The organism is Herminiimonas sp. KBW02 (assembly GCF_003852535.1).
In the GTDB taxonomy this organism is placed as follows: Bacteria; Pseudomonadota; Gammaproteobacteria; order Burkholderiales; family Burkholderiaceae_D; genus Oxalicibacterium.
Genome location: NZ_QAJP01000004.1, coordinates 696,656 through 709,931 on the forward strand (window position 1 = coordinate 696,656; position 13,276 = coordinate 709,931).

General features: G+C 53.2%; 13 protein-coding genes. 12 read left to right on the plus strand and 1 reads right to left on the minus strand.

All coding sequences use genetic code 11. The features are described 5' to 3' along the window. Window positions 1-55 precede the first annotated feature (55 nt). A complete protein-coding gene (rlmD, locus tag DBR37_RS07585; protein ID WP_124573838.1) occupies window positions 56-1,429 on the plus strand; it encodes a 23S rRNA (uracil(1939)-C(5))-methyltransferase RlmD in 1,374 nt (457 codons plus the stop codon). A gap of 68 nt (window positions 1,430-1,497) precedes the next feature. On the opposite strand, the gene DBR37_RS07590 is transcribed toward rlmD, so the two are convergent. Beyond that, complete coding sequence (locus DBR37_RS07590; protein WP_124573839.1) at window positions 1,498-2,187, minus strand: Bax inhibitor-1/YccA family protein; 690 nt, start codon at window positions 2,185-2,187, stop codon at window positions 1,498-1,500. Window positions 2,188-2,395: 208 nt separating this feature from the next. Here DBR37_RS07590 and ndk point away from each other — a divergent pair, with 208 nt between their 5' ends. The 11 genes from ndk to hflX all read left to right on the plus strand — a co-directional run bounded on the left by ndk (window position 2,396) and on the right by hflX (window position 13,256). Continuing rightward, window positions 2,396-2,821 carry a nucleoside-diphosphate kinase gene (ndk, locus tag DBR37_RS07595; RefSeq protein ID WP_012079984.1) on the plus strand — a complete coding sequence of 142 codons (426 nt, stop codon included), beginning with the start codon at window positions 2,396-2,398 and terminating at the stop codon, window positions 2,819-2,821. 69 nt (window positions 2,822-2,890) lie between these two features. Further along, window positions 2,891-4,054 (plus strand): 23S rRNA (adenine(2503)-C(2))-methyltransferase RlmN, encoded by a 1,164-nt coding sequence (gene rlmN / locus DBR37_RS07600; protein ID WP_124573840.1) that lies wholly within the window; start codon window positions 2,891-2,893, stop codon window positions 4,052-4,054. A gap of 29 nt (window positions 4,055-4,083) precedes the next feature. Further along, entirely contained in the window at window positions 4,084-4,851 is a 768-nt protein-coding gene (pilW, locus tag DBR37_RS07605; RefSeq protein WP_233588304.1) for a type IV pilus biogenesis/stability protein PilW, read from the plus strand. Then, window positions 4,844-5,878 (plus strand): helix-turn-helix domain-containing protein, encoded by a 1,035-nt coding sequence (locus tag DBR37_RS07610; RefSeq protein WP_124573842.1) that lies wholly within the window; start codon window positions 4,844-4,846, stop codon window positions 5,876-5,878. Before pilW ends, DBR37_RS07610 begins: the two co-directional genes overlap by 8 nt. 7 nt (window positions 5,879-5,885) lie before the next feature. Further along, complete coding sequence (ispG, locus tag DBR37_RS07615; RefSeq protein ID WP_124573843.1) at window positions 5,886-7,157, plus strand: flavodoxin-dependent (E)-4-hydroxy-3-methylbut-2-enyl-diphosphate synthase; 1,272 nt, start codon at window positions 5,886-5,888, stop codon at window positions 7,155-7,157. A 51-nt stretch (window positions 7,158-7,208) separates the two neighbouring features. Beyond that, window positions 7,209-8,558, plus strand: coding sequence for a histidine--tRNA ligase (hisS, locus tag DBR37_RS07620; protein WP_124573844.1), 1,350 nt, complete (start codon window positions 7,209-7,211; stop codon window positions 8,556-8,558). A 12-nt stretch (window positions 8,559-8,570) separates the two neighbouring features. After that, on the plus strand, window positions 8,571-9,221 hold the full coding sequence (locus tag DBR37_RS07625; protein WP_124573845.1) for a tetratricopeptide repeat protein: 651 nt from the start codon (window positions 8,571-8,573) through the stop codon (window positions 9,219-9,221). 18 nt (window positions 9,222-9,239) lie between these two features. After that, complete coding sequence (gene bamB / locus DBR37_RS07630) at window positions 9,240-10,406, plus strand: outer membrane protein assembly factor BamB (RefSeq protein WP_124573846.1); 1,167 nt, start codon at window positions 9,240-9,242, stop codon at window positions 10,404-10,406. Between the two features lie 8 nt (window positions 10,407-10,414). Further along, a complete protein-coding gene (gene der / locus DBR37_RS07635) occupies window positions 10,415-11,758 on the plus strand; it encodes a ribosome biogenesis GTPase Der (RefSeq protein ID WP_124574196.1) in 1,344 nt (447 codons plus the stop codon). Between the two features lie 107 nt (window positions 11,759-11,865). Continuing rightward, entirely contained in the window at window positions 11,866-12,102 is a 237-nt protein-coding gene (gene hfq / locus DBR37_RS07640) for an RNA chaperone Hfq (RefSeq protein WP_012079975.1), read from the plus strand. A 35-nt stretch (window positions 12,103-12,137) separates the two neighbouring features. Beyond that, on the plus strand, window positions 12,138-13,256 hold the full coding sequence (gene hflX, locus DBR37_RS07645) for a GTPase HflX (protein ID WP_124573847.1): 1,119 nt from the start codon (window positions 12,138-12,140) through the stop codon (window positions 13,254-13,256). The last annotated feature ends 20 nt before the right edge of the window (window positions 13,257-13,276 follow it).

A 13,276-nucleotide genomic window follows, 5' to 3' on the forward strand; every position in this document is an offset into this window, starting at 1 on the left:
CGCAAGCCGCTTACGCACCTGATTCGCTTACGCGCTTGATTCTGAATTAGCTCCTATGCAGCAAACCATTATTGATATCGAATCCCTCGACATGGAAGCACGCGGTGTCGGCCATTTGCAAAATGAGGATGGCACACCGGGCAAAGTAGTTTTCGTCGAAGGTGCGCTGCCGAAAGAGCGCGTCGTTTACTCTTCCTATCGCAAGAAACCGAACTGGGAAGCAGCAAAAATGATGTCGCTGATCAAGGAATCGTCGCTGCGTACCAATCCTAAATGCGTATATTTTGGCGTTTGCGGTGGCTGCTCCATGCAGCATCTGGAGCCGAGTGCGCAGGTCGCATTGAAACAGCGCATTCTGGAAGATAACCTCAAGCACATCGGCAAGGTTAAGGCGGAAACCATGCTTCGTCCGATACATGGGCCGACCTGGGGTTACCGTTACCGCGCCCGTATTTCAGTGCGGAATGTGGTGAAAAAAGGTGGTGTGCTGGTTGGTTTCCATGAGCGCAAATCGTCTTTCATCACCGATATGAAGACCTGCGAAATCCTGCCGCCACATGTGTCGGCGATGCTGGTTCCCTTGCGTGAACTGATCGCATCGTTGTCGGTGATAGATGATTTGCCGCAAATTGAATTGGCGATCGGCCAGGGGGCGCAAGAGAAAGTCACGGCGATGGTCTTGCGCATCATGACGGCGCTGACAGCTGATGACGAAGTGAAGTTAAAGGCTTTTGCAGACCTGCATCAGGTGCAATGGTGGTTGCAGCCAGCAGGGCCGGACAGCGCTTATCAGTTCTATCCGACAGAAAATAACCTGCACTACGCACTGCCGGAATTCAACGTAAAGATGCCGTTCAAGCCGACAGATTTCACGCAGGTAAATCACCAGATCAATCGCGTGTTGGTCGCGCGTGCCTTGCGTTTGCTGGATGCGCAGCCGACCGATCGTATCGCTGATTTGTTCTGCGGATTGGGTAACTTCACTTTGCCGATCGCGACGCAAGCGCGTGAAGTCGTCGGTATAGAAGGCAGCACCACGCTGACGGAGCGTTCGCTGGAAAACGCGACTGCCAACGGCCTGGCCGATAAGACATCGTTTTATTGCCGTAACCTGTTTGAAGCGAAAGCAGGGGACTTTGTTGAGTTGGGTAAATTCGACCGCATGCTGATCGATCCGCCGCGTGATGGTGCGTTGGCCGTATGCGAGGCCTTGTCGGAATTGGGCAAGAGCCATCCGGACCTGCTGCCTGGTCGTATCGTTTATGTCTCGTGTAATCCATCGACGCTGGCACGTGATGCTGCGGTATTGGTGAACGAAGGGCAGTACGATTTGAAGAATGCGGGTGTGATCAATATGTTCCCGCATACCTCGCATGTGGAATCTATGGCAGTCTTTGAGCTGCGTCAGACACCTGCAGCGACTGCGTAAGCAAGCTGCAGGAATTAAAAAAAGCCGACTGAAAAGTCGGCTTTTTTGTTTATTGCACTGAAAGTTTATCAGTCGCGTTCGCCACCAAAGATGCCGAGCAGTGCCAGCAAATTGGAGAAAATGTTATAGACGCTCAGGTAAATGCCCAGGGTCGCGGTGACGTAGTTGGTTTCGCCGCCGTTGATGATGCGTTGTACATCATACAAGATGAAGGCAGAGAAGATACCGATCGCTACGACCGAGATCGTCAGTTGCAAAGCTGGCAATTGCAGCCAGATATTTGCCAGTGCGGCAACGATGATCACCAGTACGCCCATGAACAGCCATTTGCCGAGGCCGCTGAAGTCGCGTTTGGATACGGTTGCTACCGATGCCATAGTTGCAAGGATTGCAGCAGTGCCGCCAAAAGCCGTCATGATCAGCGAAGTGCCGTTGGCAAAGCCGAGGATGTGACCGATCAGGCGCGACAGCATCAAGCCCATGAAGAAGGTGAAGCCCAGCAGGAGGGCGACGCCCAGGCCGGAATTTTTGGTCTTTTCAATTGCATAAAAGAAACCGAATGCAATTGCCAAAAAGATAATCATGCCCATGAATGGGCTGCCAGCGAAGAAGGCAAATTTAAACTGTACGCCTATCCAGGCACCCAGCACGGTAGGGATCATCGAAAGGGCGAGCAGCCAGTATGTATTGCGCAAGACGCGATGGCGTACCGCCGTGGTGTCATAGGTAGACCCAAAGGTCTGCTGTAAATTGCTCATGGTTTCTCCAGGTAAATATCAAGCTCGAGTTGTTGCCAAGCAGGTTCTTGACATGCACATAGTATAAACGGTTCTGTTCTTAACGCTATCTTCACATTAAAAGCTCTTGTTTCTGCTTCAAGTAGATGGGGCTTTCATGGTAGAATTAAAGGTTAGTTGAAATATCAGAATTTTGTCTTAACCCTTTCATTTTATTGGAGTTTTTCAGATGGCAATCGAACGCACACTGTCGATTATTAAACCGGATGCAGTAGCAAAAAACGTAATCGGTCAGATTTATAGCCGTTTCGAAGGCGCAGGCCTGAAAATCGTCGCTGCTCGCATGACGCAATTGTCGCGTGCTGAAGCCGAAGGTTTCTACGCTGTGCACAGCGCACGTCCTTTCTTCAAAGACCTGGTCGATTTCATGATTTCCGGTCCTGTCATCATCCAAGTGCTCGAAGGCGAAAACGCAATCATCAAGCACCGCGACCTGATGGGCGCAACCGATCCGAAAAAAGCAGACAAAGGCACCATCCGTGCTGATTTCGCTGATTCAATCGATGCAAATGCTGTACACGGTTCCGACGCAGAAGAAACAGCGAAAGTTGAAATCGCTTACTACTTCCCGGCATTGAACGTTTACTCGCGTTAATTTGAAATTCTGTCTGTCGCCGACCATACTGGTTAAGGCGACTGGCAGACAGAAGCAAAAAGTGTTTTTATGACGACTCTCACCAATTTGCTGGATCTGGATCCTGCGCAACTCATCGCTTACTGCGGCGAGTTGGGTGAGAAGCCGTTTCGCGCCAAGCAATTGCAACGCTGGATACATCAATTCGGTGCCAGCGATTTTGACGCGATGACCGATTTGGCTAAATCGCTGCGTGACAAACTCGCCACGCGCGCGATCATCGCTGCACCCGCCGTGATTTCTGATCACACCTCTGCCGACGGCACCCGCAAGTGGCTGGTCGATGTGGGGCAGGGCAATGCAGTTGAAACAGTTTTTATTCCTGAAGAAAACCGCGGCACGCTGTGTATTTCGACACAAGCCGGATGCGCGGTGAATTGCCGTTTTTGCTCGACTGGCAAACAGGGCTTTAACCGGAATCTTTCGGTTGGCGAAATCATCGGCCAACTGTGGATGGCCGAGTTCGAATTACGTCGTACCAAAGGCATAGAGCCAGGCCCTAAGGGCGAGCGCCAGATCACCAATGTGGTGATGATGGGCATGGGCGAGCCTTTGTTGAACTATGAGCCTACCGTTACCGCATTGAAGCTGATGCTGGACGATAATGCCTACGGCCTGTCGCGCCGCCGTGTAACGCTGTCGACCAGCGGCGTGGTGCCGATGATAGACAAGCTGTCGCAGGATTGCGCAGTTGCGCTGGCAGTATCGCTGCACGCATCGAACGATGCCTTGCGCGATGGGCTCGTGCCATTGAACAAAAAATACCCGCTGGTGGAATTGATGGCTGCCTGCAAGCGCTATCTGGAGTTCGCGCCGCGTGATTTTGTTACCTTCGAATATTGCATGCTGGATGGTGTCAACGATAGTGACCAGCACGCACGTGAACTGATCGCTCTGGTGCGTCAGGCCGATGTGCCGTGCAAATTCAATTTGATCCCGTTTAATCCATTCCCTGAATCGGGTTTGACGCGCTCGCAGAATCCACGCATTAAAGCCTTCGCACAAGTGTTGATGGATGCAGGCATCGTGACCACTGTACGCAAGACGCGCGGTGATGACATCGATGCGGCGTGCGGACAGTTGGCAGGTGAAGTGCAAGATCGTACACGCGTACAAGACCGCATGAAGAAAATGGCGGAGTACCAGGAAAAATTTGGCAAGAATTTCGGGCGTATTGTGGAGATTTCATCTTGATGACAGCACGTCGATCGGCTTGGTTGGGAATGTCCCTGTTATCTGCAATCCTGTTGTTGGGTTGCGCCGCCAAACCTGCTGTTGCACCTGATAGTGAGCTGGCCACCAGTTTCGACAAAACAGATAATCAAAAGCGTGCCCGCATACGCTTGCAACTGGCGATAGGATATTACCAGCAAGGCCAGTTGAATGTGGCCCTGGACGAAGTCAAGCTGGCTTTGCAAACCGATCCTAATTCGGCTGATGCTTATAGCATGGCGGCCCTGATTTATATGGACCAGGGTGAAGCTCGCCAGGCTGAGGAAAATTTCATGCGTGCGCTGCGTCTGGCGCCGAACGATCCGGATTTGAGTAATAACTATGGCTGGTTCCTGTGTCAGAACGGACGCGCGAGTCAAGCCATTCCGTATTTCGAAGCAGCCCTGCGCAGCAAGACTTATCAGTCTCCTGCGAAGGCGCTGAATAATGCCGGCACTTGCAGCCTGATCCTGAAGGACAAGGTCGCCGCAGACCGTTATTTTAATGAAGCATTTCGCCTTGATCCCGGCAACCTGACGACCAGTACCAATCTGGCGCGTCTGAATTATGAGCGTGGTGATCTGGAGCGTGCCCGGTTTTATATCAATCGCGTGACCAAAGCAGATGTGCTGAGCGCGGAAGTGTTGTGGTTAGCAATCAAAATTGAGCGCAAGGTGGGCGATCGTGCCGCAGAAAACAGCCTCGTGACGCAATTGCGCCGCCGTTATCCGGACTCGGCTGAGTTTGCTGCCTATCAGCGTGGAGCCTTTAATGAGTAATGACGTGCCTGTGAATGAAGCTTTGAATGATGCGGTCCCGGAAGCGGCGCCAGAAACCGAGAAACGTGAGCCTGTGATTTCCGCAGGTGTACAACTCGCGGCCTTGCGCGAAGAACGCGGCTGGACCGTAGAGCAGGTCGCGAATCAACTGAACCTGGCCAGCCGTCAGATCCTGGCACTGGAGGAAGATAACTATGCGGCTTTGCCTGGCATGGTGATCGTGCGTGGTTTCATCCGTTCGTATGCGAAAGTCTTGCGCGTTGATCCTGCACCTATCCTGGCAGGAATCAAGGATGACACAGCCGCACCGGCGGTTTTGCCGCCTGAACGCAGTCCGCTTTCTGCTTCGTTTTCTGAAACCAAATTGCTGGCGTCGAATTCGCGTGGTCTGAATTCGAAGATGGTGCTCGGTGGCGGCATACTGGTAGTGCTGGGTGCGCTGGCTTATGCCGGTCAACACATGGGGTGGTTGTCGCACAGCACTTCCGGCTCACCGGCCAAAGTGGAAGAAAAGCTGGCGCCGATAGAGTTATCGGACGCGCCTGCAGCTGCGGTAGTAGAAGTGCCGCCGCCGATAGAAATTACTGAAGCCGGCCCGACAGAAAGCAAGCCGGCTGAAGTCAAACCGACCGAAGCTGCCAAGCCTGCGGCTGAAGCTGTGGCTGCGAAGTCGGCCGCGCCTGCAGTCGCTGCCGCAACAACTGCTGCGCCAGTAACGCCTGCCGCGGCACCTGCTGCAAAACCGACGCCGGTTGCAGCGGTGGTCAAGCCTGTTGTTCCGGTTGATAGCAAGAATGCCCTGGCGATCAATGTACGCGAAGATTCCTGGGTGGAAATCAAGGGCGCTGACAATAGCGTGTTGTTGTCCCGTCTGCTGAAAGCTGGCAGCTCTGAAGCTGTTGCCGTCACCGGTCCGGTGTCGGTAGTCATTGGTAACGCAGCAGGTGTAGATGTCACTTTGCGCGGTGCGCCGGTTGATGTGGTCACTGGAAACAGCAGCAACGTTGCCCGATTGAATTTGAAATAAAGCACTTATGTCGTCATCCAATCCGATAGCTACCGGCCCAGTTACGCGTCGCCAAAGCCGTATAGCGGTAGTCAGTTACGGCGGCCGTGAAGTTCGTATAGGCGGAGACGCGCCGGTGGTGGTGCAATCGATGACCAATACCGATACCGCGGACGTCATCGGCACCGCGATCCAGATCAAGGAATTGGCACGTGCCGGTTCGGAAATGGTGCGTATCACCGTCAATACGCCGGAAGCTGCAGCGGCAGTGCCGGAAATTTGCGAGCAACTCGACAAGATGGATATCGTCGTGCCGCTGGTCGGCGACTTCCATTACAACGGTCATAAATTATTGAATGACTATCCGGAATGCGCGAAAGCGCTGGCGAAATATCGCATCAATCCGGGTAATGTCGGCAAGGGTAATAAACGCGATACGCAGTTCGCGCAAATGATAGAAACCGCGTGCCGCTTTGATAAGCCGGTACGCATAGGTGTGAACTGGGGCAGCCTGGATCAGGAACTGCTGGCACGCATCATGGATGAAAACGCGGCACGTGCGACGCCGTGGAGTGCGCAAGCCGTCATGTATGAAGCATTGGTGACGTCGGCAATAGAAAACGCAAAGCGCGCGGAAGAAGTCGGCCTGGCGGGTGATCGCATCATCCTCTCGTGCAAGGTATCAGGTGTACAGGATTTGATCGCGGTGTATCGCGAACTGGCGCGTCGTTGTGATTATCCGCTGCACCTTGGTCTGACTGAGGCAGGGATGGGCAGCAAGGGTATCGTTGCTTCGACGGCAGCCTTGTCGGTGTTGCTACAGGAAGGCATAGGCGACACCATACGTATTTCGCTGACGCCGGAACCAGGTGGTGACCGCACCAAGGAAGTCGTAGTGGGGCAGGAAATTTTGCAGACCATGGGCTTGCGTAAATTTACGCCTATGGTGATTGCATGCCCGGGTTGTGGTCGCACGACTTCGACTGTGTTCCAGGAATTGGCAGACGGCATACAAACCTATCTGCGTGATCAGATGCCGGTATGGAAGAAGGAGTATCCGGGCGTGGAAGCGATGAACGTCGCAGTCATGGGTTGCATCGTGAATGGTCCCGGTGAATCCAAGCATGCAAATATTGGCATCAGTTTGCCGGGTACCGGCGAATCGCCGGCGGCACCGGTATTCGTTGATGGTGAAAAAACCGTGACCCTGCGCGGCGACAATATCGCCGAAGAATTCCACGCGATTGTGCTCGACTATGTAAAGAGCCACTACGGTAAAGAAAAAACCAGCGCTGCTTAAATTGCAGGCGCCACAAACAACTAGTTGCAGTAAATAAGTCTTTAAAAATAAATGTCAGATACCAAAAAAACAGAAAAAATCGTCGGCGTAAAGGGAATGAATGACATTCTTCCGGCTGACGCGCCTTTGTGGGAATTGTTTGAAAACACCGTGCACACTGTGCTCAAGAGCTATGGTTTTCAACAGATACGTACCCCTATCGTAGAGCCGACTGCATTGTTTGCACGCGGCCTGGGCGAGGTGACCGACATCGTCGAGAAGGAAATGTATTCCTTCACCGATTCCATGAACGGCGATCAACTGACTTTGCGTCCTGAATGCACGGCAGGTGTGGTGCGTGCTGCGCTCGAACACAATCTGACCTATGACGGCCCGAAGCGCTTGTGGTACGCGGGTCCGATGTTCCGTCACGAAAGACCGCAACGTGGTCGCTATCGCCAGTTTCATCAAATCGGTGCGGAAGCAATCGGCTTTGCTGGTCCGGATATCGATGCCGAACTGATCATGATGTGTCAGCGTCTGTGGGATGACCTCGGCCTGCAGGATGTGCGTCTCGAACTGAACTCTATCGGTAATGCCGAAGAGCGTAACAAGCATCGCGCCGATCTGATTGCATACTTTGAAAAGAATGAAGAGTTGCTGGATGCAGAAGCGAAAAAGCGCTTGCACAGTAATCCTTTGCGCATCCTGGATACCAAAAATCCGACTATGCAGGATATGGTCAATGCCGCGCCCAAGCTGCTCGACTACCTGGGTGAAGAATCGCGCGCGCACTTTGAAGGCGTGCAAAAGATTTTGCGTCACAATGCGATTCCGTTCACCATCAATCCGCGCCTGGTGCGCGGGATGGATTACTACAATCGCACCGTGTTCGAATGGGTCACTGATCAACTCGGTTCGCAAGGTACGGTTTGCGGCGGTGGTCGTTATGATCCGCTGGTTGAAATGTTTGGCGGCAAACCGACGCCGGCCTGTGGTTTCGCGATGGGTGTGGAACGCTTGCTGGAGTTGATGAAAGCAAGCGGCGAACAGTTTGCGCCGAACCAATGCGACGTCTATATCGTGCATCAGGGCGAGGAAGCGCAGTTGCAGGCGTCAGTCGTGGCGGAACGTTTGCGTGACGCCGGACTCGATGTGGTATTGCACTGCGCTGCAGCGACCGGCATCGGCAGCTTCAAATCGCAAATGAAACGCGCGGACGGCAGCGGTGCTGCTTACGCCGTGATTATCGGTGAAGACGAAATTGCGCAGGGCACGGCAGTCGTCAAGGAAATGCGCAACGTGGAAGCGGCTGGCAACCAAGCCAGTGTGCCATTTGAAGGCATTGCGGATTATCTGGTTGATCAGATCGTTGGCGCGCATGACCATGCGCACGACGAACACGTACATTATCATCATTAAACTTGGACCATCATGGCATACGATCACGCAGAGCAAGAACAATTAGCTACTCTTAAATCCTGGTGGAATCAGTACGGCAACATCGTTACCTGGGTACTCATCGTCGTGCTCGGTGCGTATGCAGCCTGGGCCGGTTGGGGGGCTTACCAACGTAGCCAGGCGACGCAGGCAGCGCAGTTGTATGAAGAGCTGCAAAAAGCCGTCGCTGCGCAAGACAAGGAAAAAGTGCAGCGCGCTGCAACGGATATGGAAGCCAAGTTCGCCGGCACTGCTTATGCGCAAATGAGTGCGCTGGCAGCGGCCAAGTCGGCATTTGATGCGAATGACTTCAAAACAGCCAAGGCGCAATTGCAATGGGTAATCGACAAAGGCAACAGCGATGAATACAAGGCTGTCGCCAAAGTCCGCCTGGCTGGCATTCTGCTGGATGAAAAAGCATACGATGAAGGCCTGAAAGTATTGGCAGGTACATTCCCGGCGCAATTCGCGAATGTAGTCAGCGATCGTAAAGGCGACATCCTGGTTGCACAGAACAAGCTGGATGAAGCGCGTGCTGCATATCAGGCTGCACTGGAAAAAACCGATGCCAAGAATCCTGCGCGTCAGCTGATCCAGATCAAGCTGGACGCCATCGGCGGTGCACCGGTCAAAAAAGCAGCATAAAAGCTCAAAGGAAAAGAAATGCAGAAGTATCGAATCGCATTAAAAGTACTGTCGGCCAGCCTGTTGTTGGCGACTGCCGGATGCTCATTCCTGTCATCGATGAATCCGTTTGCCAGCAAGCCATCGACGCGTAATACACCAGCGCCGCTGGTTGAGTTCAAGCAAACCATGACTGCCCGTACTACGTGGACGGCATCTGTCGGTAAAGCAGGAAACTATGCTTTTTCACCAGTTTTGGTGCGTAACGATCTTTATACTGCAGCTGCAGACGGTACGATTACCCGTCTGGATGCGACCAATGGCCAGTCGCTCTGGCGTATCAATGCCGGCATGCCTTTGACATCCGGTGTCGGCAGCGATGGCCAGACTATTGTCGTCGCAGGTGAGAAGGGCGTGGTACTGGCCTTTGATAACCAGGGCAAACTGCGCTGGAAGGCACAGGCCAGCAGCGAAATCCTGTCGACACCAGCGGTAGGCATGGATACTGTCGTTATCCGCAGCCTGGATAATCGCGTCGTTGCCTATGATGCAGAAACCGGCACCCGTAAATGGTTTGCCCAGCGTACAGCGCCACCATTGACGCTGCGTACTTCACCAGGCATCAGCATTGCGAATGGCAATGCCTACATCGGCCTGGCTGGTGGTCGTTTGCTGGCGGTTGCGTTGAGCACCGGTGCGCCACGCTGGGAAGTTGCGGTGGGTGATCCACGCGGTACCACCGAGCTGGAACGTATTGCTGATATCTCCGGCGCGCCGTTTGTCGCTGGTCGTGACGTATGCGCAGTATCGTATCAAGGCCGTATTGCCTGCTTCGATACCGTCAGTGGCACGCCGCGTTGGGGTAAAGCCTTCTCCAGTGATGTCGGCGTCGATGTTGATGGCAGCGCGGTGTATGCTGCGAATGAGCGCGGTACCGTGCAGGCATTTGCCCGTGATAGTGGTACCAGCATCTGGCAAAACGAGCAGTTAAAAAACCGTCGTCTGTCGACGCCGGTTTCATCCAACCGTGCGGTAGCGGTTGGTGACTACCAGGGTTATATCCATTTCTTCTCGAAAGACAATGGCTTGTTATTGGCACGTGTGAACACTGACGGCAGCCCGATACTCGGCGTGCCGGTTCGCACTGATGCGAATCTTATTTTTCAAACTCAATCAGGAACAGTGGTTGCCATCGCAGCCGAGTAAAACATTTGATGAAGCCGGTTATTGCACTTATAGGTCGACCTAACGTCGGCAAATCCACGCTATTCAACCGACTAACCCGGTCGCGTGATGCGTTGGTCGCTGACCTTCCGGGCTTGACGCGTGACCGGCACTACGGCGAAGGCCGTGTGGGCGAACGTCCGTTCCTGGTGATAGATACTGGCGGTTTCGAGCCTGTTGCCAAAGAAGGCATCATGCATGAAATGGCCAAGCAGACGAAACAGGCTGTCGCAGAAGCGGACGTCGTGGTTTTCATCGTTGACGGTCGTCAAGGCTTGACGCCGCACGATAAAACTATCACCGACTTCCTGCGCAAATCCGGTCGTTCCGTGATGCTGGTGGTGAATAAAGCCGAAGGCATGAAGTACACGACGGTTACTGCCGACTTCTATGAGCTCGGCATGGGTGATCCTTATGTGATCTCGGCCGCGCATGGTGACGGTGTTGCCGATCTGGTCGAGGAAGCACTGAACATTGCGTTCGCGCAGCGTCCGCCGGAAGAAGAAACACCGGCATCGAACGACAGAAGTATCAAACTTGCGATTGTCGGCCGTCCGAACGTAGGTAAATCCACGCTGGTCAATACCTTGCTGGGTGAAGAGCGCGTCATCGCATTCGATTTGCCGGGTACCACCCGCGATTCGATCGAAATCCCGTTTGAACGCGACGGCAAGCATTACACCTTGATTGATACTGCGGGTATCCGCCGTCGCGGCAAGGTATTTGAAGCGATTGAGAAATTCTCGGTAGTCAAAACCCTGCAATCAATTTCGGAAGCCAATGTCGTCTTGCTGTTGCTGGACGCCCAGCAAGATATCTCCGAGCAGGATGCGCATATCGCCGGCTTTATTCTGGAGTCTGGTCGCGCCCTAGTCATCGGTGTGAATAAATGGGATGGCCTGACTACTGACCGTCGTGATGCGATCAAGATGGATCTGGAGCGCAAACTGAATTTCCTGTCCTTTGCAAAAACACATTTTGTTTCGGCCTTGAAATCGAGCGGTATCGGTCCGATGATGAAATCTGTTGATAGCGCTTACGCGGCAGCCATGACCAACCTGTCTACGCCTAAGCTGACGCGTGCACTGATCGAAGCGGTCGAGCATCAGCAGCCGCGGCGTAAAGGTTCTATCCGTCCGAAACTGCGCTATGCGCATCAGGGTGGTATGAACCCGCCGATTGTTGTCATTCACGGTAATGCGCTGGAAGCGATCGATGCAAACTACAAACGCTTCCTGGAAAAGCATTTCCGAGAAACTTTTTCGCTTGTCGGGACTCCACTACGTATCGAGTTACGTTCTGGTAAGAATCCTTTCTCGCGTTCGGAAAAATAAGCGATTTGGCGAAAATGCCAGAAATCGATTACATTCCAATGGTTGGAACACTTGAAAAATAGCAAGATGCCTCAACCTCTTAAACACAACAACACACTGGAGCTGTCATGACCAACAAAGGGCAACTGTTACAAGACCCATTCCTCAATGCTTTGCGCAAAGAGCATGTACCCGTTTCGATCTACCTCGTTAACGGCATCAAACTCCAGGGTCATATCGAATCTTTTGATCAATACGTCGTCCTCTTGCGTAATACTGTCACCCAAATGGTGTACAAACACGCAATTTCCACCGTTGTTCCTGCACGTGCCGTGAACCTGAGCCTTGAATCAGAAGCTGAATAATTTATACGTCACCCAGTCGTGGGCGCAGGATTAATATGCGCGCAGTACTGGTAGGCCTTGATTTTGGCAAAGGCGATTTCGCTGCAAGCCTCGAAGAACTTTCCCTTCTTTCCAGATCGGCAGGTGCCGATCCGATCATGACGATCACTGGCAAGCGTTCCAGTCCGGACGCTGCCTTGTTTGTCGGCTCGGGTAAAGCAAATGAAATCGCTGATGCGGTCGTCGACCACGAGCTTGATATTGTCATTTTCAATCATGCTCTGTCGCCGGCGCAGCAGCGTAACCTTGAGCGTCATCTCAAGGTGCGCGTGGTGGATCGTACCAGCCTGATCCTGGATATTTTTGCGCAAAGGGCGCAAAGCCACGAAGGTAAGGTGCAGGTTGAATTGGCACAGTTGCAACATCTGGCGACGCGGCTGATACGCGGCTGGACTCACCTGGAGCGGCAAAAGGGTGGTATCGGCTTGCGCGGACCGGGTGAAACGCAGCTCGAAACTGATCGTCGTTTATTGGGTGTGCGGGTCAAGGCCTTGCGCGCCAAGCTGGATAAGCTGCACAAGCAGCATGCTACGCAGCGTCGTGCGCGTGGTCGTAATAATGCATTTTCAGTGTCGCTGGTCGGTTATACCAATGCTGGTAAATCGACCTTGTTTAACGCGGTGGCTAAAACCAGGGTACTGGCAGCCGATCAGTTATTCGCGACGCTGGACACGACCTCGCGTCGGATTTATTTGGGCGAAGCCGGGAATGTAGTCATTTCCGATACAGTTGGATTTATTCGCGAATTGCCGCACCAATTGGTTGCCGCTTTTCGCGCTACGCTGGAAGAAACCATCCATGCGGACTTGCTGTTGCACGTGGTCGATGGTGCGAGCCCGGTCCGGATGGAACAGATAGAGCAGGTGAATATGGTCTTGCGTGAAATCGGCGCCGACCATATCCCGCAGATTCTGGTTTGGAACAAGATTGATGCTGCCGGTCTGGAACCTGCTTTGGAACGTGATGAATATGATAAAATTCGTCGTGTTTTTATTAGTGCCCAGACTGGAAGCGGATTGGATCTATTGCGAGAAGCAATAGCCGAATGTGCGCAGGAGCGCGCCGCTGGATTAGAAGATGTATCACTAGTTGCATCTGACGACGTCAACGTATAAGTATTTACTTGGCCTTCCAA

Coding starts and splice junctions, on each gene's coding strand:
- bamB (WP_124573846.1), top strand. CDS start 9,240: ATGCAGAAGTATCGAATCGCATTAAAAGTACTGTCGGCCAGCCTGTTG.
- hflX (WP_124573847.1), top strand. CDS start 12,138: ATGCGCGCAGTACTGGTAGGCCTTGATTTTGGCAAAGGCGATTTCGCT.
- rlmD (WP_124573838.1), top strand. CDS start 56: ATGCAGCAAACCATTATTGATATCGAATCCCTCGACATGGAAGCACGC.
- pilW (WP_233588304.1), top strand. CDS start 4,084: ATGTCCCTGTTATCTGCAATCCTGTTGTTGGGTTGCGCCGCCAAACCT.
- DBR37_RS07610 (WP_124573842.1), top strand. CDS start 4,844: ATGAGTAATGACGTGCCTGTGAATGAAGCTTTGAATGATGCGGTCCCG.
- DBR37_RS07625 (WP_124573845.1), top strand. CDS start 8,571: ATGGCATACGATCACGCAGAGCAAGAACAATTAGCTACTCTTAAATCC.
- ndk (WP_012079984.1), top strand. CDS start 2,396: ATGGCAATCGAACGCACACTGTCGATTATTAAACCGGATGCAGTAGCA.
- DBR37_RS07590 (WP_124573839.1), bottom strand. CDS start 2,187: ATGAGCAATTTACAGCAGACCTTTGGGTCTACCTATGACACCACGGCG.
- hisS (WP_124573844.1), top strand. CDS start 7,209: ATGTCAGATACCAAAAAAACAGAAAAAATCGTCGGCGTAAAGGGAATG.
- der (WP_124574196.1), top strand. CDS start 10,415: ATGAAGCCGGTTATTGCACTTATAGGTCGACCTAACGTCGGCAAATCC.
- rlmN (WP_124573840.1), top strand. CDS start 2,891: ATGACGACTCTCACCAATTTGCTGGATCTGGATCCTGCGCAACTCATC.
- ispG (WP_124573843.1), top strand. CDS start 5,886: ATGTCGTCATCCAATCCGATAGCTACCGGCCCAGTTACGCGTCGCCAA.
- hfq (WP_012079975.1), top strand. CDS start 11,866: ATGACCAACAAAGGGCAACTGTTACAAGACCCATTCCTCAATGCTTTG.